This is a genomic window from Rhizobium sp. L51/94 (genome assembly GCF_019355555.1).
GTDB classification, from domain to species: domain Bacteria; phylum Pseudomonadota; class Alphaproteobacteria; order Rhizobiales; family Rhizobiaceae; genus Rhizobium; species Rhizobium rhododendri.
Genome location: NZ_CP072141.1, coordinates 3,700,166 through 3,725,842, shown reverse-complemented (window position 1 = coordinate 3,725,842; position 25,677 = coordinate 3,700,166). Strand labels below are relative to the sequence as shown.

The following is a 25,677-nucleotide window of genomic DNA, read 5'->3' as shown; positions in this document are numbered from 1 at the left end:
GATGACCGGGACGATTTTTGCTGCCATGAATTCGATCCTCTTTAAAACTTGTCGTCGATGAATTTCTGCAGGCGAGGCCGCCCTGGCCGCCCTGCAAAACTCCTGCAAGGTCGTCTAACGCAAATCTCTGCGGCCCTTTTTAGCCGCCAAAAGCAGCGCGATTCTACCGGGTATTTCTGTTTCTCCAACCGTTCGTTTTGAAATATGTCATTAAATCAAAGGCAAGGTTAAGGCAGTTTGCGATCTCGGCATAGTCCGACCTGCGCAAAACCTTGCTTCGATCCGTCTCAGGGCGTTTCGTCTGGACGCAGGCTCGTCGAGTGTGCGCTATTCTCGTGACGCCTGTTATAGCGCACCGAAGACCAGAAAGAGAGGCCGATCAGGGCCGCGCCGCCGAGGCCGGTAACGACTTCCGGAATATGAACCAACGTCTGGACGAACATGATGACCGCCAGGATGAGGATGGCATAGAAGGCTCCGTGTTCGAGGTACCGGTATTCGGCAAGTGTGCCTTTCTCGACCAGCATGATGGTCATGGAGCGGACATACATTGCGCCGATGCCGAGGCCGATGGCGATGACGAACAGGTTCTGGGTCAGTGCGAATGCGCCGATGACGCCGTCGAAGGAGAAGCTGGCATCGAGCACCTCGAGGTAGATGAAGGCGCCGACGCCGCCTCGGGCAGCCTCGCTCATGGTCCGCTGCGATGCATCGAGCAGGCCGCCGAGCACTTCGACGAGCAGGAATGTCAGCAGGCCGTAGATCGCTGCGTAGAGGAAGCGAGTGGCATCGTCGCCGTCGAGAAGCGCGGCAAAGCCCAGCATCGTGATCAGCACGACCGAGATCTCGACGCCCTTGATGGTGGCAAACCGCGCCATGGCCTTTTCAAGAAAAGCGATCCAGTGGACGTCTTTCTCGTTGTTGAAGAAATAGGTCAGTCCCACCATCATCAGGAAGCTGCCGCCGAAGGCTGCGATCGGCAGATGGGCTGTCTTCATGATGCTGGCATATTGTTCGGGTTCGACCGCCGCCATGCGCAGCGCTTCCCATGGGCCGATCTCGCCGGCGACGGCAACGATCGCCAGCGGGAAGACGATCCGCATGCCGAAGACGGCAATCAGGATGCCCCATGTCAGGAACCGCTGCTGCCAGACAGGCGTCATCTGCTTCAGCTTGTTGGCATTGACGATGGCATTGTCGAAGGAGAGCGAGATTTCCAGGACGGCAAGCACGACGCAGATGAAAAACACGGTGGCCATGCCACCCAGCGTTCCCGTCATCTTCCAGCCGAGAAATCCGCCGCCGATCAACCCGACGACGGTGACGATGATCGCCCATCTGAAATAGGAAAGGACGGGCATGCCTGATCCTTGGCCAGTTCCTGAGCCTGATGTCGGGCGCGTCATGGGCGCACCTGTAGGGCTGGGAACGCGGGAAGGCGAAATGCACGTAGACGTCGCTTGCCATCGACGGCATGCGAGGAAAGCATGGTCAGCTTGTTCATGGGGATAAATCCGCCGGCTTGTCTGCAGGCGGTACCGACATCACGAGAGCGCCGTAAAAACTCTCGCCAGAGGGGCCCGGCACCAGTGTTATCCGCGGCAGATGTCCTTGATCCGCAGAGCCTCATAGGTAAGGAGATTGCCGTCGTGGTCAAGAGCGGAGCGGGAACCAAATCAACAGGTCGACGTTGAACCTCAGGTTGCATCCCGCAACCGGATTGCGGAGGAGGCAGTCATGGAGCATATCACTCAACAGACAGGTACGAAATTCGACGCGGTGCAGCCACGAAAATTCGGCCGACCCAACGCCTTGCGGAAGGCTCAAGTCCTGCCGCCACACCATGTGGATCTCACCCTTTCGTCGGCGCCGCGCGACGATCTCCGCGTGCCGGCAACGATAAGCGGCGGCGTCATGTCGAAGCGGATCGACCGGCAAGGTTGAGGCATCGTCGCACGATAACTGGCCAACTGGCGCCGGCTAACCGGCGCCGCGAAATCTACTTCTTCGCGGATGCGTCGCCACCGGTGCGGAAGCTGCCGGTGAACTTCGAATCCTTCGATTCCGCCGAGCATTCGATCGCCACTTCCTTGCCGCTGTAAGGATTTCCGAAGGTGCAGGTTCCCGCGGCCTTGACCTGGCCGGTCATGGTCGTGCCGGCGCCGGAAACGACCATGTTCAGCGCCAGGCGGACGTTGCCGTTCGATGCCGCCTTGATCGTCTTGCCATCGCCGGCGAAGCCTAGCATCTTGCCCTCGGATGTGAAGATGAAGGTCACGGTGCCGTTGGGGGCGGTGACGCTTGCAAGCTCATTCTTGCACTTCTTCGTAGCGTCGAGCTTGCCGACCACCAGCTTGGCACATTTGCCTTTAAGCACGATGGCGCCGGGCCCGCCGGGAAAGGTCTGCGCCGAGGCAGCGCCTGCCGTAAGAGCGATCAGGGTCGTTACCAGTGCCAGGCTTGTCGTCCGCATTCAAAAGTCTCCGATTTTCAACTTGTAGCGTCGTCCGGCATCAGGCCGACCACGATGCATACGCCCAGCCATATGGTGCAAGGGCAATTTCTTTAAAGGCAGGCACATGAATGGAAAATGAAGGCGTTGCTCCAGACCCGTTCATTCCGCACAGATTAAAGGGTATCATCGCTCGACGCGGTTCGCCGCAGGTCGGGATCAATGAGGAGGGGACCATGACAACGAGAATTTCGACGGCCATTTTGGCCGCAATCCTGATGGGGGGCACGGTTGTTTCCTTGCCGCCGGTGGCCGCAGCGCAGGACGTCCAGTTTGAAATCGGACGCCACCGTCCGCCACCGCCGGATTACCAGCAGGACGACGAGGATGCTCCGCAGCCGGAATATGGCTACCATCGTCCGCGCCCTGACTATGATCGCCCTCCGCCGCGCGACTATGGAAGGCGCGGATGCGATCCTCGTCAGGCCGTCGCCATGGCCAGTCGCAACGGGCTTCGGCACGCCCACGTCGTGGACGTATCTCCGCGTCGGATAACGGTAGACGGCTTCACCCGTCGCGGGCCGGACGCGATGGTTTTCGGCAACGTGCGCGGATGCCCAAACCTCGATTGATGTTTTTCCGGCATGTGCGCTCAAAGGCGCGCATGCCGTTTTGGCGTCACTGCGGTTCTAGCCGCCTGCGCCGCCTGACGCGTCATCCATAAATTCCGGGTACTGCACAGTTTGCTGCGTGTCTTCGGGTTGTGCCGTCCCGTCGTCGCCAAGGTAATAATGGGCGCCGAGCCATTCAGCGAGTATTTTCGAGACGGCTGCATCACGACCTAGCCCGTGGTCTGCCATATACCGCGCAAGGGCTTCGTCGATATCTTTGGGCAAAGTGGTCATCGCGGCGTCTCTCAATCGAATTCCGGGATCTGGCCATGCTGGTAGAGGATGATCGTCGGGCCTTCCTCGCCAACGGCAGGGTTTGCCTCGCGACTCCATGCCACCACGCCGGCGTGATCGTTGATGAGCGTCTGCGCAGCATAGACAGCTGATTCTTCCGTTTCCATCTGTCGCGGGCCGAAGGCTGGTTCGAGCCTGCCATCCGCATCGCGGTCAAAGGCTGTCACGACGATCATCTTGCGAAATCCCGGCATTGGCTTTCCTCGCGTACGCGGCTCGATTATGACAGCGGCAATCACTGCAAGGGCAACGCGTCGGTACGGGCGGATGTTCCGTTGTCACACAGGCTTCAAATATTTCGTCGAAAACGGTGCTCGGCTGGCGTTTTAGAACCAGCCCATTAGACGCGCGGACCCTATCAGGCTGCCGGCGATCGACAGCAGGGCCATGATGATGATGATGGAAAAGACGATGGCGCGTGACATGGACAACTCCTTAACCGCGGCTTAGTAACATCAGGCGCTGGCCGCCTGCAATGGAACAAAAGAGCGCGGTCAGCATTCCGAACCGGGCAATTGTGCCGTTCGGTCGTGACAGAGAGAGCCATCATGAAGATTATGCTTGGATTGGGACTTGCCTTAAGTCTTGCTTGCGTTTCGGCCGCTGCAAGCCCGGGCGAATATCAGTACTATTTTGGCGGTCCCGTCGACCAGACCCCAACTCTCGCGGCAAAATTCGACAGGGCGTCGGACTATTGCGCAGTTGAAGCAAGCCGGCCCGACCGCGGCTCCAGCGATGTGCACAGCTACATCCATACGGTCGCCATGCGGAATTGCCTTGCCCGTTACAATTTCATCGACCGCGGTGTCTACTCCGCACTGCCGATCACGCTCGGGCTCGACCACTTCATCGATAGATAAGCGGTGCGCCGCTCGATAAAACGATGAGAGTGGCTACAACGTCAACCTGGTTCAGGCGGTGCCACCGCCTGCGCCTCCGCTCTTTTCGATCGCGGATACCATTTCACGGGTGCTGTCGGCCAGGAGATCGGCGTTTTCATGGGCTGCAGCGTCGTCCATGCCCGACTGCAGACCGATGCTGACCCAGCTTTCGTGTAGACCGTTGATATAGTCGTCCCGATCTTCCGCATCGATCTCAAGCACGTGCATTGCGGCCGTGCGGACGAATTCGGTCATGGCCTGGTCCAGGTCAGCTGTCATATTATTCCTCGATCTGATGTAACAGCTATTTGGCGACCTGGTGACGATCGTCAAGCGCAGGCGTTACATTTGTCGAGTAACCGGACCTCCAAAAGCGTTGCCAGCCAGAGCCGGCGGCGGCGCGTTTTGCGCCGACTTTGCAGTCCAGATTGCTATATTTTCGACGGCTGGTTTTTCGGCAGGATGAAATCTACGCCCAGCATATGCAGCCACATCCGCTCGAGAATGTAGCCGTGGGCAACGACGCCCGCAGTTGAGAAGTCGATCGCCAGCCTCAGCGAGATCGGCGGAATAGCCGCTACGCGCGCATTCCGAGCTGCGAAAATGGCGCCATAAGAAAATACGCCGAGAGAGTGGCGGTCGGCCTTTTCGGCGATGTGATCGAGTTTGCAGTGCCTGAGGAAGTGGGCTGCGATATTGCCGCCGTCCGGAAGGCCGTGGAGGATGCGATAGACCATGCCCATGCCGTTGGCGCCCGCATCGACGAATTCGGGAGCGCCCCAGGCCGTTAGTGAAAAACGCTCCGGCCTTACGCGCAACCGTCCACCGAGCTGGGCCTGGTAGTCGTCCAGCAGGGCTATCGGCGGAATATTGTTCTCGGCGATCCAGCACCACGACAAGGGCTGCACGTCATCCCAGTCGCGCCAGTTCTTTAGAAGCTCGATGAAGTCGGGGCTATGGGCGTGCGGGTCCGCCTGCGCATAGACGGTGAAGTCCTGGTCGTTGCCCACCTGCGTCATCATGTGATGAAGGTAGGTCTCCGATTCGCGACCGACATTCGGTCGATCGATGATGCGGAAGGCGCGATCGAGCACCTCGGGCGCGACGATCTTCTCGCCCTTGTTGTAGATGATGATGTCGAAATCATCCGGGATTTGATGAATCCAGTCGAGGGATTCGTTGTATCGTGCCAAAATCACGGAATTCACGAGCGATGCCTCCTCTAAGCCTCTCGATCACGCGCTCTGGACGAGAGTGTAGTTCAATCACGGGGCGCCAGGTGTCGAGGGAGGGGGCCGGCGGTGCGCCTCTCCTGATGGCTGCTACTCGGCGGGCTCGGTCCACAAACGGCGATCGAACGGAATGGGTGTGTTGGCGTTCAACTGGCCGAGATTTTCGAGGTATCGGTTGCGGTAGGCGATCTCGTCCTCGAACTCGACGTCGGTCAGGACAATGTCGGCGCCAATTTCATAATAGATTTCGAGGTTGCGCATATCCGGCACGGGAGTTTCGCCGCGTTCGGCTTCGTCCTGCATCTCCCAGAACAGTTGCTCGAGACGGCGTGCAAGGCCGGGGATGTCGCGCAGCACGCTCGTTTCGCGCTGGCTCTGCAGCCTGTCCCTGACATCCTGCAGGCTTTCCCGATCATGCGCAAAGGCTATCGCCTGGCGGACATACTCGTCCGGGCCGCGGCAGATCAGTTCGGGCAACCCGGCTGCGGCGACGATGCTGCCGCAGAAGCGCGAAGCAAATGTCTTGCCGGAGACGGTGAGGATCGGCAGTCCGACGGTAATGGCATCGGCCGCTGTCGAATGGGCACCGTAGGGGAAGGTATCGAGGAACAGGTCCGCCAGTCCGATACGCGCGAGGTGCTTGGGATTGGGCGCTTTTGCTGCGAAGATGATGCGGTCGGCATCGACGCCTCTTTTCGCGGCTATTTCGCGAAGCCGCTGGTTGACCGTGTCGTCGTCGGCAAGCAGCCAAAGCACGCTGCCGGGCGTTTCCGACAGTATCGTCATCCAGCGGTCGAAACAGTTGGCGGTGATCTTCTGCATGCCGTTGAAGCAGGCATAGACGAAGGCATCCTCGGGCAGGCCGGCCTCTGCGCGGGTCGGGCGCGCGTCGATCTGGCGCTTGCGGTCGATAGGCTGGTTGCAGGCGATACGCAGCACTTTTTCCGTATAGTAGATCTCGTTGGCGGGCGGAATGATGTGCTCGTCGGCGATGATATACTGGTGGAACGGGCTGGCCAGCGAGCCGGGATAGCCGCAGAAATTGACGACCACCGGGGCCGGGCGATAGGCGAAAATCTTGGTGCGTGCGAGCTTGGTGTAGCCGTTGACGTCGATCAGGATGTCGATCTTGTCCTTGGCGATGAGCTTTGCGGCATCTGCGTCGCTCATTTCGGCGATATCGCGCCAGCAATCGACAGCGTTCCTGATGCGCTCCTGCGTTGCATCGTTGGTGCGCCGGTCGCCGCAATAGTAGGCGAAGACCTCGACGCTGCTCTTGTCATGCAACTCCAGCACTTCTCTGAGGGCAAAGCCGACTGCGTGGTCGCGCAGGTCCGACGAGACATAGCCGACGCGCAGACGCTGGCCGGTTCCTGTTTTGTGGCGCGGAACGGTGTTGGCAGTGGCCTCGTCGAGATCGGGCTGCCCGATCAGCGACTTGTTGTAGCGATGCGCCTTGGCAAGCTGGAACAGCGGGTCGTCGGCGTAGCAGCCTAGCGTCAGGGGGGAGACGGCATCCAGCAACTGGCGAAGCGAGACATGCTCCGAAGGGACCAGCACCGGCCACTTGCACTGGCGCTGACGCAGCGATGTCCAATGCTGGCCTGCGTCGGTCTTTTCGGGCTGAAGCTCCATGGCCTGCCACAGGACCTTTTCCGCTTCCTCCATCCTGCCGGCACCTTCCAGCACGCGGCCGATGTGCTTGAGGGTCATCAGCCGGTGGCCGAGACGGTCGGCCGTGATATCGGAAGTGATCTCGGCATAGGAACGCCACTGCTCGACGGCGGGGTTTATCAGTCCGCTGTCCTCGAGGACGCGGCCAAGGTTGATATGCGCCGGGCCGAACTGCGGATCGAGCTTGAGGCACGCGCGAAAGGCATTGATTGCGCCCGCCCGATCGCCCATCACGTTGGCCGCGACCGCATAATTGAAATAGGCGAGGTGCAGCAGCGGATTGCCGTCGTTATAGGCGATCCAGCCCTTGTAGAGTTCGACCGCCTGGGCCTGATGCCCGCCGTTGCCAAGGATAGTTGCGATGTTGAACAGATCGCCGAGAGCAAGCTGTCGTTGCCGCGCCTTCTCGAGCGCATTAGTGAGCAGGGGGAGCTGAGCCGTGGCCGATGCGACATTGATGGTCATGACGATCCTACGAAGATGCGGCCTGGCGGCCATCGTTTGAGCCGGCGCACAAGGCGCTTTCGTCTTGCTACCTAGACTAGCTTGCGTCGAGCTGGCGCTCGCCTTTGCCTAGCCTTGAACGGAATTTGCAGCCGGCATTACAAAAGAAGACGCCGCGCAATTTCTTGCGCGGCGTCCTGGTCTTGTCGGGGCGGCCTGCGCCGCGCCGTTTGGATTACACTGCGTTGTAGGCGGCGATGACCGCGTCAACCTGCGTGGTGGTCAGCGACTGTACCTGAGCCGTGGTGAGGGCGGACAGCTTGGCGGAGCTCAGCGCCGCGATATCGTCCGTCGACAGACCGGCCAGCGCCTTGGTGCTGATGGCCGCCAGTCCAGAGCTTGTTAGGGCAGCGATGTCGTCCGTCGACATCACTGCGATGTCTTCAGAGCCGAAGGCGGCGATCTGCTTGCTGCTTAGCTGCGAGACTTCCGTCGAGGTCAGTGCTTCGACCTGTTCGGTTGTCAGGGCGGCGATCTGAGTGGAGCTCAGGGCGCCGAGCTGCGTGCTGTTCAGGAGGGCGATGTCTGCGGTTGTCAGGGCCGCGATCTGCTTGGTCGTCAAAGCCGCGATCTGCGTGCTCTTCAGCCCAAGCGTCTGATCGGTCGTCAAGGCGGCGATCTGGTCGGTGCCGAGGGCTGCAATCTGGCCACTCGTCAGGGCACCGATCTTGTCGGAGCTGAGGAGGGCAAGATTTTCGCTGGCAAGACCGGCGATCGCCTTAGCGGTGATGGCGGCCAGCGAACCGGTCGAGAGGGCGAGGATATCGTCCGAGGAGAGGGCTGCGATATCGTTCGATTCCAGCGCTGCGATCTGCTTGCTGCTGAGGGCGGCGATTTCTGTCGTCGTGAGGGCAGCGAGCTGGTCGGAGGTCAGGGCGCCAACCTGGGCTGTGGTGAGCGCGCCGATCTGGCTGGTCGTCAGCAGGGCGATGTCACCGGTGGAAAGTGCGACGATCTGCTTGGTCGAGAGAGCGGCGATCTGCGTGCTCTTCAGACCGGGCGTCTGGTCGGTTGTGAGCGCTGCGATCTGGTCTGTGCTGAGGGCAGCGACCTGGCTGCTCGTCAGCGAACCTATCTTGTCGGAGCTGAGGAGGGCGAGATTGCCGCTGGAGAGACCGGCGATAGCCTTGGTGCTGATGGCAGCCAGGGCACCGCTGGTCAGAGCCAGGATGTTATCCGAGGAGAGGGCGGCGACGTCGTTCGATTCCAGCGCTGCGACCTGTTTGCTGCTGAGGGCGGCGACTTCTGTCGTCGTCAGGGCACCAAGCTGGTCGGAGGTGAGGGCGCCGACCTGAGCCGAGGTCAGGGCACCGATCTGGCTGGTTGTCAGGAGAGCGATGTCACCGGTGGAAAGTGCGACGATCTGCTTGGTCGAGAGGGCCGCGATCTGCGTGCTCTTCAGGCCCGGGGTCTGGTCGGTGGTCAGGGCGGCGATCTGGTCGGTGCTGAGGGCCGCCATCTGACCGCTCGTCAGGGCACCGATTTTGTCGGAGCTGAGGAGGGCAAGGTTCTCGCTGGAAAGGCCAGCAATGGCCTTGGTGGTGATCGAAGCCAGGGCACCGGTCGACAGGGAGAGGATATCGTCCGAGGAGAGGGCCGCGATGTCGCTGGAGTCCAGGGCGGCGATCTGCTTGCTGCTGAGGGCGGAAACTTCCGTCGTCGTGAGGGCGGCGAGCTGGTCGGAGGTCAGGGCGCCAACCTGGGCTGTGGTGAGCGCGCCGATCTGGCTGGTGGTGAGGAGAGCGATGTCACCGGTGGAAAGTGCGACGATCTGCTTGGTCGAGAGGGCTGCGATCTGCGAGCTCTTCAGGCCAGGGGTCTGGTCGGTGGTCAGGGCAGCGATCTGGTCAGTGCTGAGGGCTGCCATCTGGCCGCTCGTCAGGGCACCGATCTTGTCGGAGCTGAGCAGGGCGAGGTTGCCGCTGGCAAGACCGGCAATGGCCTTGGTGGTGATGGCAGCAAGTGCGCCGCTGGAGAGGGCAAGGATGTTATCCGAGGAGAGGGCTGCGACGTCGTTCGATTCCAGCGCTGCGACCTGTTTGCTGCTGAGGGCGGCGACTTCGGTCGTCGTCAGGGCACCAAGCTGGTCGGAGGTGAGGGCGCCGACCTGAGCCGATGTCAGGGCACCGATCTGGCTGGTGGTGAGGAGAGCGATGTCACCGGTGGAGAGTGCGACGATCTGCTTGGTCGAAAGGGCTGCGATCTGCGAGCTCTTCAGGCCAGGGGTCTGGTCGGTGGTCAGGGCAGCGATCTGGTCGGTGCTGAGGGCTGCCATCTGACCGCTTGTCAGGGCACCGATCTTGTCGGAGCTAAGGAGAGCGAGGTTGGCGCTGGCAAGACCGGCAATGGCCTTGGTGGTGATAGCAGCGAGAGAGCCAGTCGAGAGGGCGAGGATATCGTCGGAAGAGAGGGCCGCGATGTCGCTGGAGTCCAGGGCGGCGATCTGCTTGCTGCTGAGGGCGGAAACTTCCGTTGTCGTCAGGGCGGCGAGCTGGTCGGAGGTCAGAGCGCCAACCTGGGCTGTGGTGAGCGCGCCGATCTGGCTGGTCGTCAGCAGAGCGATATCACCGGTGGAAAGTGCGACGATCTGCTTGGTCGAGAGGGCTGCGATCTGCGAGCTCTTCAGGCCAGGCGTCTGGTCGGTGGTGAGTGCTGCGATCTGGTCGGTGCTGAGGGCTGCCATCTGGCCGCTCGTCAGGGCACCGATCTTGTCGGAGCTGAGGAGGGCGAGGTTGCCGCTGGCAAGACCGGCAATGGCCTTGGTGGTGATGGCAGCAAGTGCGCCGCTGGAAAGGGCAAGGATGTTATCCGAGGAGAGGGCTGCGACGTCGTTCGATTCCAGCGCTGCGACCTGTTTGCTGCTGAGGGCGGCGACTTCGGTCGTCGTCAGGGCACCAAGCTGGTCGGAGGTGAGGGCGCCGACCTGAGCCGATGTCAGGGCACCGATCTGGCTGGTGGTGAGGAGAGCGATGTCACCGGTGGAGAGTGCGACGATCTGCTTGGTCGAAAGGGCTGCGATCTGCGAGCTCTTCAGGCCAGGGGTCTGGTCGGTGGTCAGGGCAGCGATCTGGTCGGTGCTGAGGGCTGCCATCTGACCGCTTGTCAGGGCACCGATCTTGTCGGAGCTAAGGAGAGCGAGGTTGGCGCTGGCAAGACCGGCAATGGCCTTGGTGGTGATAGCAGCGAGAGAGCCAGTCGAGAGGGCGAGGATATCGTCGGAAGAGAGGGCCGCGATGTCGCTGGAGTCCAGGGCGGCGATCTGCTTGCTGCTGAGGGCGGAAACTTCCGTTGTCGTCAGGGCGGCGAGCTGGTCGGAGGTCAGAGCGCCAACCTGGGCTGTGGTGAGCGCGCCGATCTGGCTGGTCGTCAGCAGAGCGATATCACCGGTGGAAAGTGCGACGATCTGCTTGGTCGAGAGGGCTGCGATCTGCGAGCTCTTCAGGCCAGGCGTCTGGTCGGTGGTGAGTGCTGCGATCTGGTCGGTGCTGAGGGCTGCCATCTGGCCGCTCGTCAGGGCACCGATCTTGTCGGAGCTGAGCAGGGCGAGATTGGCGCTGGACAGGCCGGCGAGAGCCTTGGTGGTGATGGCAGCAAGTGCGCCGCTGGAGAGGGCCAGGATGTTATCCGACGAGAGTGCTGCGATGTCATTCGATTCGAGGGCTGCGATCTGCTTTGTGCTCAGCGCGGCGACTTCGGTCGTCGTCAGGGCACCAAGCTGGTCGGAGGTGAGGGCGCCGACCTGGGCGGTCGTCATTGCGCTGATCTGGCCGGTCGAGAGCAGAGCGACGTCATCGGTGGTCAGAGCCGAGATCTTCGTGCCGAGTGCCGCAATCTGCCCGTAGGTCAGCGCGACGGCGTTGCTGGTGGTTAGATCGGCGACCTGCTGGGTTGTCAGCGCGGCGATCGCGGTCGAGCTCAGTCCGGCTTCCTGCACGGAGGAGAGAATGCCGAGCTGGGCGGCGCTAAGGCCGACGACGGCAGCTGCCGAAATGCTGCCCAGCTGCGTCGAGCTGAAGGCCTGCATGTCGTCTGTGGTGATGGCGCCGAGCTGGGTGGAGCTCAAGGCCTTGATCTGGGTCGAGTTCAGCGCTGCGATGTCGGCGGTTTTCAGGCTCGCTATCGTGGCTGTGGAAAGATTCTGGATCTGCGTGGCTGACAAGGAAGAAATGATGGAAGTCATGGAAACGTGCCCCTCGGGTTAACGGAATGCAAGACATCGTTCTCCCACCGTCTAACAGGCGTGATTGCCGTCATGAGCATCAGCCATCGGGATTCGTCAGGAGAAATAGATGTTACGCAGAACATGGCTCGTATAAGCCAACACGTTAGGAGAGCATCATGCGTCAAAAGCCGTTACAGCTCTGATCCCCACGCCACGGAATAAAACACTATGCAATAGCAGCAGTGCCAATCCGGAATCTGTTTTCACACAATCGAAGGCACTGATTCTTCATTAGCAGTGCCGCGATATACAACTATGTATTGGAGAACTTGTAAATTTTCATTTAACGGCCGGAATAACCCGGCTTTAGCACCTTCAAATGCGCTATTGATTCGCTCTAGATCTCTATAATTGAAATTAGTCAATTACAATCTTAACTCGGAGAAAGCATAGAGTTTATTCTTATACTTGGAGATGGTTAGTGTGCGATGATTTTTCCGATCCTGATCTGCAATACATCCCTGAGTAGCTGTTTTGTTAAGCATATCTCTTTTCAATAAATGACGAGCGGCATCAGGCTTTGAGAAGGCCACGCGCGAAACTGAACCGGGGAGATGCGAGGCGAAGGGGGCCGGGGAGGCAGGGGCCATGCAGCCTATGGCCCAACGACAAAGGGCTCAGCGATCTCTCGCTAAGCCCTTGAAAAAGGATGGTGGGCGTAACAGGGATTGAACCTGTGACCCCTACGATGTCAACGTAGTGCTCTCCCGCTGAGCTATACGCCCATCCGATGGCGGCGCATAGATCAAAAAACCTGGGGGCCGTCAATGGCCTTTTTTAAGTTTTCTGATCCCGCCGCCGAGATTGCCTATGCGGCAAGCAGTTTGTTGACCTCATCCACCAGTTCGCGCAGGTGGAAAGGCTTGGAAAGCACCTTGGCATCCTTCGGCGCTTTCGAATCGGGGTTGAGGGCGACTGCGGCAAAGCCGGTGATGAACATCACCTTGAGGTCCGGATCGAGTTCGGTGGCGCGGCGCGCCAGTTCGATCCCGTCCATTTCTGGCATGACAATATCGGTCAGCAGCAACGAAAATGGTTCCTCGCGCAGCCGATCGTAGGCGCTAGCGCCATTGTCAAAGGACGATACCTTGTAGCCGGCCTTTTCAAGGGCCTTCACCAGGAAACGACGCATGTCGTTGTCGTCTTCGGCAAGCAAAATCTTCTGAGTCATTATTGGACCGTCAATCACTATCTTCTCTCGCGGCTAATCAGCCGTTCACGTTAGTCGCGGTCCGTAAACAAGCGATGAATGCGGCGCCGACGGTCACATTGAAGTTCATACATACTATGGACTTGGTGGTGCGCAACTGGCAACATACACCTGCGAAAAGTTCTTGACATGGTAAAGACGTGGATGCCCGCAGACGTAGGAAGTTTCGAGATTTTCGAGATACTCGAACCGGTGTCGCAGACCATCCCCTTTGTCTACTCGTCGCCCCATAGTGGTCGCATCTATCCTCCTGAGTTCATTGCGCAATCACGACTACAGGGTGTTGCCATCCGGCGCTCGGAGGACCACTATGTCGACGAGCTTTTCTCGGCCGCAAGCGCACTCGGTGCGCCGCTGTTGATAGCCAATTTTCCCCGCGCCTATATCGACGTAAATCGCGAACCTTACGAGCTCGACCCGCGCATGTTCGAGGGTGCGCTGCCGTCCTATGCCAATATCAATTCGGTTCGGGTTGCCGGCGGGCTCGGAACCATTCCGCGAATCGTTGCCGAAAACATGGAAATCTATGCAAGCCGGGTGCCGGTGGCCGATGCGCTCCAGCGGATCGAGACGATCTACAAGCCTTACCACGCGGCCCTGCGCCGCCTGATGGCCCGCACCCACCTGGAATTCGGCTTCGGTGTGCTGGTCGACTGCCACTCGATGCCCGGCAATATTCGCGTCGCCGGCAGCCACGCGCGTCCAGATTTCATCATCGGCGATCGCTACGGAACGAGTGCGTCTGCCGACCTATCCCATGCGGCGATGGATATTCTCGATGGCCTCGGGTTTCATGCGGTACGCAACAAGCCGTACGCCGGCGGGTTCATCACCGAGCACTACGGCCGGCCTTCGCGTGGTCTGCATGCGCTCCAGGTCGAGGTCAACCGGGCGCTGTACGTCGATGAGATGACCCTGGAAAAGCGCAGCGATTTCGGCCTGATGACGGGTGCTATCACGGCCTTCATCAGGCAGATGGCGGAGCACGTTGCACGATATGGCAACGACCGAGCGCTGGCGGCAGAGTAATCCCGCTCGTTAACAATCAGGCCAAAAAAAACCGCCCGAAGGCGGCTAAGTCTAGGGAGGAAACACCCAAGGAGGGTATTTACAGTCAGAAGACTGTAGCTCCGGTCTAATATTGCGATGCACAATTGTCAAGCAGATTTTGAAGTGCCTATTTTAAAGGCTAAGCGATAGTTGGACGGGACGCGTTTGCATCGTCAAATTTAATGGCTATGAAAAGCCTCTCGCATCGATCGGATATTTGCCATGCTCCCTGACCGCGCCTTCTTTTTCGAGCTCGCCGACGCTGCCAAGGCAGAGACACTTCCCCGCTTTCGCGCCGGCATCGATGTCGTCAACAAGGAAGCCGGCGGATTCGATCCGGTAACCGAAGGCGACCGAGCAGCCGAACTGGCGATCCGTGCGCTGATCACGGACAGGTTTCCCGACCATGGGATTCTCGGCGAGGAATACGGCAATGTCGGCCTCGACCGCGAGCATGTGTGGGTCATCGATCCCATCGACGGGACGCGCGCCTTCATCTCCGGTGTGCCCGTATGGGGAACGCTGATCGGGCTTTACCGCAATGGCCGCGCTATCATGGGGCTTGTCGACCAGCCCTTTACCGGCGAGCGTTATTTTGCCGACGGCAGCCGGTCGAGCTACACCGGCCCAGGCGGCGACAGGCAATTGCAGGTCCGTGATTGCGGCAGTCTGTCGAAGGCGATCCTGTTCACGACCTCGCCGCACCTTTTCGCCGGTATCGAGATGGAAAAATACCGCGAGATCGAGCAGCAGGTGCGGCTGTTCCGCTACGGCACCGACTGCTACGCCTATGCGCTGCTGGCGGCCGGCCATGTCGACCTGGTGGTCGAGAATGTCCTCAAGCCCTACGACGTCGGCGGCATCATCCCCGTCATCGAGCAGGCAGGCGGCATCATCACCACCTGGGAAGGTGGTCGCCCCGAACAGGGCGGCTCCATCATCGCAGCCGGCAGCCGAGCGGTCCACGAAGAGGCGTTGAAGATACTGGCGCGCTGACCAAACTTCAAAGCCCCGAGCCGACCGGGTCGGTGTTGGCTTCGGCGTCACTTCCCGGGATGAAGGCGTGAATCGCTGCCATTGCGGCGGCGCGGTAGACATCTTTTTCCTGGAAAACCTCGTGCCTTGCGCCTGCGATCGGCACGAGTTGGGCTGCGCGGAAGGAGCGCGAGAGCCGTTCCTGTTCGGCATAGGGGATGATGCCGTCGCGGGTGGGTGCCAGCAGCAAAGTCGGGATGGCGATAGAGAACAGGTGCTCGGGCTGCGAGACACGGTCTATCGTTTGAAAGGCCTGCTGTAGCCAGCGTGCCGAGGGCGGACCGAGCACGAGGTCGGGGCGGGCCGATGCAATGGCGCGGTTGCGGTCGTAACGTTGTTCGTCCGATGTCAGCAGGTTTGTGGCAAAGGGCCTTTCCTTGAATTTTCGATTGAGTGGGATGCTGCCGAGGCCGACCGCGCAGGCGGCGCTCGCCATGAACCGGATCACGCGCGGCGATGCGCTCTGGCCGGTGAGGCCGACAAAAGGTGCGCTTAGCACCATGCGCTCGATGCGGCCCGTCAGTCTCGGCGCTGCGGAAAGGGCGATCAGTGCACCGGTCGAGTGGGCGACGAGGTAAAAAGGCAGGCGGGTGTCCGGAAGCACCACGTGCTCCATGAAGTCCTCTAGGTCGTGCTCGTAGTCGGAGAAGCGCCGGACATGGCCGCGGGTTGGATGCTTTATCAGCCGTCCGGAGCCACCCTGGCCGCGCAGGTCGAAAGTTGCGACCCACAGGCCCCGATCCGTCAGTTCGCGGATGGTTTCGAAATATTTCTCGATAAACTCGTTGCGACCATGCAGCAGGACGACCGTGCCCTTGGCCACGGCATGACTGCTGCGGAAAATGGCATAGCGCAGCTTGTGGCCGTCATGGGTGGTGAAATAGCCCTCGGTCCTGTTGTCTGGAACAGGGTTGTCGGGGGTCGAAAAGAGAATTGATTCCGTCACAACTGAAAGGGCCTCGCTCAAGCCGCCAAACATAACGCATGGATTGTCGCATAAGTATAACTGCGAGCGGAAAAAAGGCCGGCCTGACGGAAATCGAGATGGCCGCAGGCCGGCCGAGCTGACTGAAGACGAAGGGACGATACACTCCAGTCACGGACAGTCATCCGATGTGCAAGTTGTATCAACGCGGCGCTGAACCCCAGCCGAACCGGCTGTTCATCGGCGGTTCACGGAAAATTATCGCGGCGCGTTGCGGGCTCTTGAAGTCGCTAAAGGCCATTCCCATCTCCTTTTCACGGACGCCGAGAGGGTCTGTAAAACCGTCCCAAGGCTGCCAGAACGGGGCCCCCGGGGCATATGAACCGCAATCGTCGCTCACAGGAGGACACCATGCGTCACGTTGATTTTTCCCCACTCTATCGCTCTACCGTCGGTTTCGACCGCCTGTTCACCATGCTCGACACCTTGTCGCAGCCCGATCAGGCACAAACCTACCCGCCCTACAACATCGAGCGCACCGGCGAGGCAACTTACCGCATCACCATGGCGGTGGCCGGCTTCGACGAAACCGAGCTCAGCCTCGAGGCGCACGCCCATGTGCTGACCGTCAAGGGCGAGAAGAGCGATGATGCTGCCGAAGGTAGCGAATATCTCTACCGCGGTATCGCCAAGCGCGCCTTCGAGCGCCGTTTCCAGCTTGCCGACCATGTCGAGGTGCAGGCAGCATCGCTGAAGAACGGCCTGCTGCACATCGATCTCCTGCGCAACATCCCGGAAGCCATGAAGCCGCGCAAGATCGCCATCGCCGCTGAACCAGTGGACGCGCCGAAGTCGATCGAAGCTCACGTCAACTAACCGAGTTCACATCCATACGAAAAAGGCGGCGTCCAGGTGGCGCCGCCTTTTTTGTGTCTCGCGGCTCACCTGAGAGGATCAGGCTGGTGTCGTTGCGTCGGCGGTGTCCTGCAGGCGCCGCGCTTCTTCTTCCATGCGTGCGGTGGCACGGCTGGCGGCATCGGCATATTTCTGGGCGATGACGGCACAGGCCATCAGCTGGATCTGGTGGAATAGCATCAGCGGCAGGACGATGGCGCCGATCGGCGAGCCGGCGAAGATGACGCTGGCCATGGGTACGCCGCTGGCCAGGCTCTTCTTCGAGCCGCAGAAGGTGATGGTTATCTCGTCGGCGCGCGAAAAGCCGAGTGCCCGGCTGCCGAACATTGTGATGCAGATAACCACCGCGAGGAGCAGCATGTCGGCAATGATGACGGTGATGATGTCGCCGATCGAAGTGTCTCGCCAAAGGTGCTCGATCACTGCCGCGCTGAAGGCGGAATAGACGACCATCAGGATCGAGCCCCGGTCGACCGGCATCAAGATTTTTTTCTTGGCGCGGATCCAGTTGCCGATCCATGGCTGCAGGATCTGACCGACGACAAAGGGCGCCAGCAATTGCAAGGCGATCTGCTCCAGCACGGTCCAGGAGAAGCCACCACCACCGTGGGCGCCGAGGGGCATCAATAGCCCGACCAGCAGCGGCGTCAGGAACATGCCGAAGATATTGGAAGCGGAGGCGGCGCAGATGGCAGCCGGCACGTTGCCGCCGGCAATCGACGTGAAGGCGATCGACGACTGCACTGTCGATGGCAGCACGGTAAGGAAGAGGATGCCCATGTAGAGCGTCTGCGGCAGGATTGCCGGCACCAGGAAGCCCATCAGCATGCCGAGAACCGGGAAGATGACGAAGCTGGTGAGCAGGATGGCCAAGTGCAGCCGCCAGTGCAGGGCGCCGGCAATCACCACGTCGCGCGACAGGCGGGCTCCGTGCAGGAAGAACAGCAGAGCGATGGCGATGTCGGTGGCAATGCCGAAATTGCCGGCAGCTGCGCCATGGACGGGAAACACGGATGCCGTCAGCACGGTCAGCACGAGCAGCATGGTAAAGGTGTCTGGCAAAAAGCGGCGCATCGGGCCCGTCCTCGCAATTATATGTTGGGCAAGCATTGCCTTATTGCGATATGCGATGCAAGGAATAACAGTTATCGTAAATCGGGATGATAGCAATGCTGGATCTGGTGCAGTTGCAGAGTTTCGTAACCATAGGACAGATGGGCAGCTTTACGCTTGCCGCCGAGCGGCTGGGGCTCGGGCAATCGACGGTTAGCCAGCACATCCAGCGGCTCGAGGCCTCTGTCGGGCGAAAGCTACTTGCCCGCGATACCCATCGCGTCGTGCTGACCGGGGATGGGGAAGCGCTGATCGGCCATGCCCGCACGTTGCTGTCGATAGAGGGCGAGATGCGCTCGCTGTTTGCCGATAACAGCCTGCGGGGCAGCCTGCGGCTCGGCGTGTCCGAGGATTTCGTCACGAGCCAGTTGCCGGATGTGCTGGAGGAATTCGTCCGACTGCACCCGTCCGTCGATCTGGAACTGACGGTGGCGCTCAGCGGCGCGCTCTACGAGATGCAGGACAATGGGGCGCTGGATCTTGTGCTCGCCAAGCGCCGCCTTGGCGACACCCGCGGGACGCTGGTTTACCGCGAGCCGCTGATCTGGCTGGCACGCGACCCTGAACGCATCAGGGCATCCAGCGCGCCGCTGCCGCTGATCGCCTTTCCAGCCCCGAGCGTCACCCGGGCCGTGGCGCTGGAGGCGCTGCGTCGCCAGCAGATACCGTGGCGAATCGTCTGCACCTGCGGCAGCCTCAGCGGCCTGACGGCAGCCGCCCGGGCCGGGATGGGCGTCCTCGTCCAGCCGCGCAGCATGGCACCATCCGGCCTCACCGAGATCGCGCCGGGCTGGTTGCCCGTACTGGAAGATGTCGAATTCGTGCTCGTCCCCCGCAAGGGCGCCGACCAGATGCTGGTCAAGGCACTCTCGGACGACATCCTCTCAAAGGTGCGGAATTTGCGGGCCGGGTAGAAAGTGGAGCGCCTCGGCGGCGCTCCGTCAGACTGCTGCAAACCCTGGAGAAACTTGCTTGACGAGAGCGATACCCTACTCGCCCTTGTGGCGGGGATCCAGCGACACGACGTCTGTCGGGTCAAAGACTCTTTCAGCTCAAGGACTTGAGCTGACTGGATCCCCGCCACAAGGGCGAGGATGAGGGGAGTTTGGCAACCGGCTCAGTCTTTCGAGTGACCTGCAGAGGTGTTAGATACCACCTTCTTCAGCAGTCTGGGGGAGCGCCTCAGGGCGCTCCGTCGCACTCACGCGAGGCATGCGAGGAAATCGGCGACGTCGGCGTCGCTGGTGGCGAAGCTGGTGACGAGGCGGATCAGGCCTTCGTCGGGGCCGACGAGGTGTTTGGCACTGTCGGAGATCGGCCAGTCGTAGAACTGGGCGCCCTTGTCTCTTGCGTTGTCGATTGCGGTTTTCTTGACGATGGCGAAGATCTCGTTCGAGGTGGTCGACCAGGCGAGCTTTGCGCGGTCGGTATGCTCGATGCCGGCTCGCATCCTGTCCGCCATGGCGTTGGCATGGCGGGCGAGGTCGAGCCAGAGGTCGTCCTGCAGGTAGGCCTCGAACTGTGCGGCGATGAAGCGGGATTTTGAGAACAGCTGGGCGGTGCGCTTGCGCAGGAAGGCGAAGTCCTTGGCGAGATCGGGGTCGAAGAAGACGATCGCCTCTGCGCACCAGCATCCGTTCTTTGTGCCGCCGAAGGAGAGTACGTCGACGCCGCGCTTCCAGGTCATTTCGGCCGGTGAGCAGCCGAGCGATACCAGCGCATTGGCAAAGCGGGCGCCGTCCATGTGCAGCGGCAGGCCATTTTTCTTGGCGATCTTCGAAATGGTATCGATCTCGTCGAGGCTGTAGATGGTGCCGACCTCGGTCGCCTGGGTCATGGTGACGGCGGCGGCGCGGCCGTGGTGGATGGCGTCCTGCGGGTACCGGCCAATGCGCTCCACCAGGTTATCCGGCAGCATCTTGCCCTCGGGGCCATCGACGCCGACCATGCGCATGCCCGAGAAGAAATCGGGCGCGCCGCATTCGTCTTCGATCACATGGGCTTCCGTGTGGCAGAACGTCAGGCCGCCGGGACGGGCGATGCTGGCCAGCGACAGGGAGTTGGCGGCCGTGCCCGTGGCGACGAAGAAGACAGCGACCTCACGCTCGAACACCTCGTTGAAACGGGTTTCTATCGCCTTGTCGAGTTCGCTGGTGCCATAGGCAGCGGCAAAACGGGTCGATTCCTTCGAGAGGCGTTCATTGATGGAAGGGTGGGCGCCGGCCCAGTTATCGGAAGCAAAGAACATGTGAGATCTACCGCATATTTAAGGGAGAGGAGGGTGTCGTTGCAGAGTAGGGGATTGGCTGAGGGGATCAATTGCAGCGCCGCATCGCACGGTGGATCTGGCGCACTACGCAATCAAGGCGATAATTCTTACCTTTAAAGGAAATTATCTTTCGCGAAATTCGAAACTGCGGCAATCTTACGTCGATATTTTCGTTTTCAGCTCTTGCTAACCTTTCCGCTTTCTGGCATAGAACTGATGAATTAGGACAGTGCTGCTGTCCTATTTTGGTCTTTGACGCCGCACCCCGCCAAAAATCCTAGCGGAGCTGGGATTTCACGTTATAGTTTTCGAGATGCCCGTCCTTCCAGATGGCGCATCCGAAACTGTGACTGGTGGGAAAGCCGATCTATCGCCCCCAACGCGATGTCTGCGGCCGGATCTTTAAACATGCAACAGCGCTGTCGCGTGTCGCCCATATACTGGGCGCGCGGGACGAAGGGACGCCCGCGGCGCGGGGTTTGCAGGAGGAAAGACGATGACGAACGTAACGCCATCCACGACATTGAGCCTGGCCGCAGCCGTCGAGACGGATGCATCGGTCAAGGCGCGCCATTCCATGTCCGCTCTTCCGCGCAAACAGGGCCTCTACGATCCCCGTAACGAACATGATGCCTGCGGTGTCGGCTTCGTCGCCCATATGAAGGGGCAGAAGTCGCACCAGATCGTCCAGGACGGCCTGTTCATCCTCGAGAACTTGACTCATCGCGGTGCCGTCGGCGCCGATCCGCTGATGGGCGACGGTGCGGGCATTCTCGTGCAGATACCCGATCGCTTCTTCCGCGAGGAAATGGCACTGCAGGGCGTCACTCTGCCTGCCATCGGCGATTATGGCGTCGGTCACTTTTTCCTGCCGCAGGACGAGACGCTGATCGCCCATTTCAAGAAGACCGTCGAGGATGTCATCGTCGAGGAAGGCCAGGTGCTGCTCGGTTTCCGCGATGTGCCGGTCGACAACTCTTCGCTGTCGAAGGCCGAGCATATTGCCGCTACGGAACCGCACCATGTGCAGGTGTTCATCGGCATCGGCCGCGATGCAGCCAGCCATGACGAGTTCGAGCGTCGGCTGTTCACGCTCCGCAAGGTCATCTCTAACCGTATCTATGCCGAATATGACGGCGAGGAGAGCGGTTTTTATCCGGTGTCGCTCTCGTCGAAGACTATCGTCTACAAGGGCATGTTCCTCGCCTATCAGGTGGGTGCCTATTACAAGGACCTGACCGACCCGCGGTTCGAATCGGCTGTCGCCCTCGTGCACCAGCGTTTCTCGACCAACACGTTTCCGTCGTGGAAGCTCGCCCATCCCTATCGCATGGTCGCCCATAACGGCGAGATCAACACTCTGCGCTCCAACGTCAACTGGATGGCCGCCCGCCAGGCGTCCGTGTCGTCGCCGCTGTTCGGCGAGGACATCTCCAAGCTGTGGCCGATCTCCTATGAGGGCCAGTCCGATACGGCCTGCTTCGACAACGCGCTCGAGTTCCTCGTTCGCGGCGGCTATTCCATGGCCCATGCCGTCATGATGCTGATCCCGGAAGCCTGGGCCGGCAACCAGTCGATGGCGCCGGATCGTAAGGCATTCTACGAATATCATGCCGCCCTGATGGAGCCATGGGACGGCCCCGCTGCGGTTGCCTTCACCGATGGCACGCAGATCGGCGCGACGCTCGACCGCAACGGCCTTCGTCCGGCACGCTATCTCGTCACCAACGACGACCGCGTCATCATGGCGTCGGAGGCCGGCGTGCTGCCGGTGCCGGAAGAAAACATCATCCAGAAGTGGCGCCTGCAGCCGGGCAAGATGCTGCTGATCGACATGGACAAGGGTCGCATCGTCTCCGACGACGAAGTGAAGTCGGAGCTTGCGACCAAGCATCCCTATCGCCAGTGGCTCGATCGCACCCAGCTGATCCTCGAGGAGCTGAACACTGTAGAACCCCGTGCGCTGCGCCGCGACGTTTCGCTGCTCGATCGCCAGCAGGCGTTCGGCTACACGCTGGAAGACACCAAGATCCTGATGTCGCCGATGGCAACAACGGGCCAGGAAGCAATCGGCTCGATGGGCACGGATACGCCTATCTCGGCGATGTCGTCGAAGTCGAAGCTGCTTTACACCTATTTCAAGCAGAACTTCGCCCAGGTCACCAACCCGCCGATCGATCCGATCCGCGAAGAGCTGGTGATGAGCCTCGTCTCCTTCATCGGGCCGCGTCCGAATTTGCTGGATCACGAGGGTGCTGCCAAGGCGAAGCGGCTGGAAGTTCGCCAGCCGATCCTCACCAATGGCGATCTCGAGAAGATCCGCTCTATCGGGCATACGGAAGACCGTTTCGACACCAAGACTCTCGACTTCACCTACGACGTCGAGCGCGGCGCCGGCGGTATGGAGGAGATGCTCGAGCGTCTATGCGAACGGGCCGAAGCTGCGGTCAAGGGCGGCTACAACATCATCGTGCTCTCCGACCGGCAGATGGGCCCGGACCGCATCGCTATCCCGGCGCTGCTGGCAACGGCGGCCGTCCACCATCATCTGATCCGCAAGGGTCTGCGCACCTCGGTTGGTCTCGTCGTCGAAACCGGCGAGCCGCGCGAGATCCATCACTTCTGCCTGCTCGCCGGCTATGGCGCCGAGGCGATCAACCCCTATCTCGCTTTCGACACACTGCTCGACATGCATGCCAAGGGCGAGTTCCCGAAGGAAGTCGACGCCAGCGAAATCGTTACCCGCTTCATCAAGGCTGTCGGCAAGGGCATCCTCAAGGTAATGTCGAAGATGGGTATCTCGACCTACCAGTCCTATTGCGGCGGGCAGATCTTCGATGCCATCGGCCTGCAGCAGGAACTGGTGGATAAGTACTTCTTCGGCACCGCCACGATGATCGAAGGCGTCGGCCTCGATGCCATCGCCGAGGAAACCGTTTCCCGCCACCGCGCGGCCTTCGGCAAGGATCCGATCCTCGCAACGACGCTGGATATCGGCGGCGAGTATGCTTACCGGATGCGCGGCGAAGCGCATGCCTGGTCGCCGGATGCGATTGCGTCGCTGCAGCACGCTGTGCGCGGCAATGCGCAGGATCGTTACCGCGAGTTTGCGGAAATGGTCAACCAGTCCGACCTCAGGATGAACACCATCCGTGGCCTGTTCACCATCAAGGGTGCCGAAGCGCTCGGCCGCGAGCCGATCTCTATCGACGAGGTCGAGCCGGCCATCGATATCGTCAAGCGTTTCTCGACCGGTGCCATGTCGTTCGGCTCGATTTCGCGCGAGGCGCATACGACGCTTGCCATCGCCATGAACCGGATCGGCGGAAAGTCGAACACCGGCGAAGGCGGCGAAGAGTCCGACCGCTATTTCCCGCTGCGTGACGGTTCACCGAACCCGGAACGCTCGGCCATCAAGCAGATCGCCTCCGGCCGCTTCGGCGTCACGGCGGAGTATCTGGTCAATGCCGACATGCTGCAGATCAAGGTAGCGCAGGGTGCAAAGCCCGGCGAGGGCGGCCAGTTGCCGGGCCACAAGGTCGATGCAACGGTTGCCAAGACCCGGCACTCCACCCCCGGCGTCGGCCTGATCTCGCCGCCGCCGCACCATGACATCTATTCGATCGAAGATCTGGCGCAGCTGATCTACGATCTGAAGAACGTCAACCCGGAAGCCGATGTTTCGGTCAAGCTGGTCTCGGAAGTTGGCGTCGGCACGGTTGCCGCCGGCGTTGCCAAGGCGCGCGCCGACCACATCACCATCTCCGGCTTCGACGGCGGTACCGGCGCATCGCCGCTGACCTCGCTGAAGCATGCCGGTTCGCCCTGGGAAATTGGCCTTGCCGAAACGCAGCAGACGCTGGTGCTGAACGGCCTGCGTTCGCGCGTCGCCCTGCAGGTCGATGGCGGCCTGAAGACCGGCCGCGACGTCATCGTGGGGGCATTGCTCGGCGCCGACGAATTCGGCTTTGCCACCGCGCCGCTGATCGCGGCCGGCTGCATCATGATGCGCAAGTGCCACCTCAACACCTGTCCGGTGGGCGTTGCCACGCAGGACCCGGTTCTGCGCAAGCGCTTCAAGGGTGCTCCTGAGCATGTCATCAACTACTTCTTCTTCGTCGCCGAAGAAGTACGCGAAATCCTCGCCTCGCTCGGTGTCTCCAAGCTCGACGATATCATCGGCGCTTCGGAACTGCTCGAGAAGAACCAGATGCTGGCGCACTGGAAGGCCGAGGGTCTCGATTTCTCGCGCATCTTCCACAAGGTCGAGGCGCCGAAGGAAGACACTTACTGGACCGCCCGCCAGAAGCACCCGATCGACGATATCCTCGACCGCCAGCTGATCGAGCAGGCCATGCCGGCGCTTACGTCGAAGACGCCTGTCGCATTCGAAGTCGGCATCAAGAACGTCGACCGCTCGACCGGCGCGATGCTGTCGGGCGAAGTTGCCAAGCGCTATCGGCACAAGGGGCTCAAGGACGACACGATCAGCGTCACGCTGCGTGGCACGGCCGGCCAGTCGTTCGGGGCGTTCCTGGCGCACGGCATCACCTTCAACCTGATCGGTGACGGGAACGACTATGTCGGCAAGGGACTTTCGGGTGGCCGCATCATCATCCGCCCGCCGGAGAACTCGCGGATCCTCGCCGAGGAGTCGATTATCGTCGGCAACACGGTGCTTTACGGCGCCACCGAAGGCGAGTGCTACTTCCGCGGTATCGCCGGCGAGCGCTTTGCCGTGCGCAACTCGGGCGCGATTGCCGTCGTTGAAGGCGTCGGCGACCACGGCTGCGAATACATGACCGGCGGCGTCGTCGTCGTGCTTGGCGAAACCGGCCGCAACTTTGCTGCCGGCATGTCGGGCGGTGTCGCCTACGTGCTCGACCAGACCGGCGATTTCGCCAAGCGCTGCAACATGGCGATGGTCGAGCTCGAGCCGGTTCCCGAAGAGGACGACATGCTCGAAAAGCTGCACCACCACGGTGGCGACCTCATGCACAAGGGCCGCGTCGACGTATCAGGCGACATGACCCGCCACGACGAGGAGCGGCTCTATCAGCTGATCTCCAACCACCTGCACTACACGGGCTCCACCCGCGCCAAGCTGATCCTCGACAACTGGGCGGAATATCGTCCGAAGTTCCGCAAGGTGATGCCGGTCGAATATCGCCGGGCGCTGGAGGAGATGGAGCGCAGCCGCATGGGCGTCGCGGCGGAGTGATTTACCAAA

Annotated in this window: 20 protein-coding genes and 1 tRNA gene; 8 read left to right on the top strand and 13 right to left on the bottom strand. The window is 60.9% G+C overall.

Translation table 11 applies throughout. The features are described from left to right. Positions 1-287: 287 nt before the first annotated feature. The gene (locus J5274_RS18095) at positions 288-1,361 is read right to left on the bottom strand and encodes a DUF475 domain-containing protein (RefSeq protein WP_142832543.1); all 1,074 of its coding nucleotides are present in this window, start codon (positions 1,359-1,361) and stop codon (positions 288-290) included. 376 nt (positions 1,362-1,737) lie between these two features. Between J5274_RS18095 and J5274_RS18090 the strand changes: the two genes are divergently transcribed. Next, a complete protein-coding gene (locus J5274_RS18090; protein ID WP_142832544.1) occupies positions 1,738-1,944 on the top strand; it encodes a hypothetical protein in 207 nt (68 codons plus the stop codon). Between the two features lie 55 nt (positions 1,945-1,999). Here J5274_RS18090 and J5274_RS18085 read toward each other — a convergent pair whose 3' ends face one another. Further along, positions 2,000-2,473 (bottom strand): hypothetical protein, encoded by a 474-nt coding sequence (locus tag J5274_RS18085; RefSeq protein WP_142832545.1) that lies wholly within the window; start codon positions 2,471-2,473, stop codon positions 2,000-2,002. Positions 2,474-2,688: 215 nt separating this feature from the next. Here J5274_RS18085 and J5274_RS18080 point away from each other — a divergent pair, with 215 nt between their 5' ends. Next, entirely contained in the window at positions 2,689-3,084 is a 396-nt protein-coding gene (locus tag J5274_RS18080) for a hypothetical protein (RefSeq protein WP_142832546.1), read from the top strand. 57 nt (positions 3,085-3,141) lie between these two features. Here J5274_RS18080 and J5274_RS18075 read toward each other — a convergent pair whose 3' ends face one another. Together J5274_RS18075 and J5274_RS18070 are read right to left on the bottom strand one after the other, a co-directional pair. Further along, positions 3,142-3,357 carry a hypothetical protein gene (locus tag J5274_RS18075; RefSeq protein WP_142832547.1) on the bottom strand — a complete coding sequence of 72 codons (216 nt, stop codon included), beginning with the start codon at positions 3,355-3,357 and terminating at the stop codon, positions 3,142-3,144. 11 nt (positions 3,358-3,368) lie between these two features. Further along, complete coding sequence (locus J5274_RS18070; RefSeq protein WP_142832548.1) at positions 3,369-3,611, bottom strand: hypothetical protein; 243 nt, start codon at positions 3,609-3,611, stop codon at positions 3,369-3,371. Positions 3,612-3,965: 354 nt separating this feature from the next. Between J5274_RS18070 and J5274_RS18065 the strand changes: the two genes are divergently transcribed. Next, the gene (locus tag J5274_RS18065) at positions 3,966-4,277 is read left to right on the top strand and encodes a hypothetical protein (protein WP_142832549.1); all 312 of its coding nucleotides are present in this window, start codon (positions 3,966-3,968) and stop codon (positions 4,275-4,277) included. A 51-nt stretch (positions 4,278-4,328) separates the two neighbouring features. Here the strand turns inward: J5274_RS18065 and J5274_RS18060 are convergent, their stop codons facing one another. From J5274_RS18060 to cpdR1, 6 genes are all read right to left on the bottom strand, one after another. Continuing rightward, positions 4,329-4,577 (bottom strand): hypothetical protein, encoded by a 249-nt coding sequence (locus tag J5274_RS18060; RefSeq protein ID WP_111222036.1) that lies wholly within the window; start codon positions 4,575-4,577, stop codon positions 4,329-4,331. Between the two features lie 152 nt (positions 4,578-4,729). After that, positions 4,730-5,506 (bottom strand): hypothetical protein, encoded by a 777-nt coding sequence (locus J5274_RS18055; RefSeq protein ID WP_142832550.1) that lies wholly within the window; start codon positions 5,504-5,506, stop codon positions 4,730-4,732. Between the two features lie 114 nt (positions 5,507-5,620). Further along, positions 5,621-7,669: a glycosyl transferase gene (locus J5274_RS18050; RefSeq protein WP_219274708.1), complete on the bottom strand. Its 2,049-nt coding sequence runs from the start codon at positions 7,667-7,669 to the stop codon at positions 5,621-5,623. Between the two features lie 214 nt (positions 7,670-7,883). Then, entirely contained in the window at positions 7,884-11,888 is a 4,005-nt protein-coding gene (locus J5274_RS18045) for an S-layer family protein (RefSeq protein ID WP_219274706.1), read from the bottom strand. Between the two features lie 692 nt (positions 11,889-12,580). Next, positions 12,581-12,655, bottom strand: a tRNA-Val gene (locus J5274_RS18040). 83 nt (positions 12,656-12,738) lie between these two features. Then, positions 12,739-13,101 (bottom strand): response regulator CpdR1, encoded by a 363-nt coding sequence (gene cpdR1 / locus J5274_RS18035; RefSeq protein ID WP_111162680.1) that lies wholly within the window; start codon positions 13,099-13,101, stop codon positions 12,739-12,741. A gap of 183 nt (positions 13,102-13,284) precedes the next feature. On the opposite strand from cpdR1, the gene J5274_RS18030 reads away from it, so the two are divergent. Further along, positions 13,285-14,169: an N-formylglutamate amidohydrolase gene (locus J5274_RS18030; protein ID WP_111220943.1), complete on the top strand. Its 885-nt coding sequence runs from the start codon at positions 13,285-13,287 to the stop codon at positions 14,167-14,169. Between the two features lie 243 nt (positions 14,170-14,412). Beyond that, positions 14,413-15,186 (top strand): histidinol-phosphatase, encoded by a 774-nt coding sequence (gene hisN, locus J5274_RS18025; protein ID WP_142830566.1) that lies wholly within the window; start codon positions 14,413-14,415, stop codon positions 15,184-15,186. 7 nt (positions 15,187-15,193) lie between these two features. Here the strand turns inward: hisN and J5274_RS18020 are convergent, their stop codons facing one another. Then, the gene (locus J5274_RS18020; RefSeq protein ID WP_224127946.1) at positions 15,194-16,171 is read right to left on the bottom strand and encodes an alpha/beta fold hydrolase; all 978 of its coding nucleotides are present in this window, start codon (positions 16,169-16,171) and stop codon (positions 15,194-15,196) included. Positions 16,172-16,561: 390 nt separating this feature from the next. On the opposite strand from J5274_RS18020, the gene J5274_RS18015 reads away from it, so the two are divergent. Next, positions 16,562-17,026, top strand: coding sequence for an Hsp20 family protein (locus tag J5274_RS18015; protein ID WP_142830570.1), 465 nt, complete (start codon positions 16,562-16,564; stop codon positions 17,024-17,026). Between the two features lie 78 nt (positions 17,027-17,104). Here the strand turns inward: J5274_RS18015 and J5274_RS18010 are convergent, their stop codons facing one another. Continuing rightward, complete coding sequence (locus tag J5274_RS18010) at positions 17,105-18,139, bottom strand: bile acid:sodium symporter family protein (RefSeq protein WP_142830572.1); 1,035 nt, start codon at positions 18,137-18,139, stop codon at positions 17,105-17,107. A 95-nt stretch (positions 18,140-18,234) separates the two neighbouring features. Here J5274_RS18010 and J5274_RS18005 point away from each other — a divergent pair, with 95 nt between their 5' ends. After that, complete coding sequence (locus J5274_RS18005; RefSeq protein WP_142830574.1) at positions 18,235-19,092, top strand: LysR substrate-binding domain-containing protein; 858 nt, start codon at positions 18,235-18,237, stop codon at positions 19,090-19,092. A gap of 287 nt (positions 19,093-19,379) precedes the next feature. On the opposite strand, the gene J5274_RS18000 is transcribed toward J5274_RS18005, so the two are convergent. Continuing rightward, on the bottom strand, positions 19,380-20,426 hold the full coding sequence (locus J5274_RS18000) for a low specificity L-threonine aldolase (protein ID WP_142830576.1): 1,047 nt from the start codon (positions 20,424-20,426) through the stop codon (positions 19,380-19,382). 517 nt (positions 20,427-20,943) lie between these two features. Here J5274_RS18000 and gltB point away from each other — a divergent pair. Beyond that, on the top strand, positions 20,944-25,668 hold the full coding sequence (gene gltB / locus J5274_RS17995; RefSeq protein WP_374113726.1) for a glutamate synthase large subunit: 4,725 nt from the start codon (positions 20,944-20,946) through the stop codon (positions 25,666-25,668). Positions 25,669-25,677 lie beyond the last annotated feature (9 nt).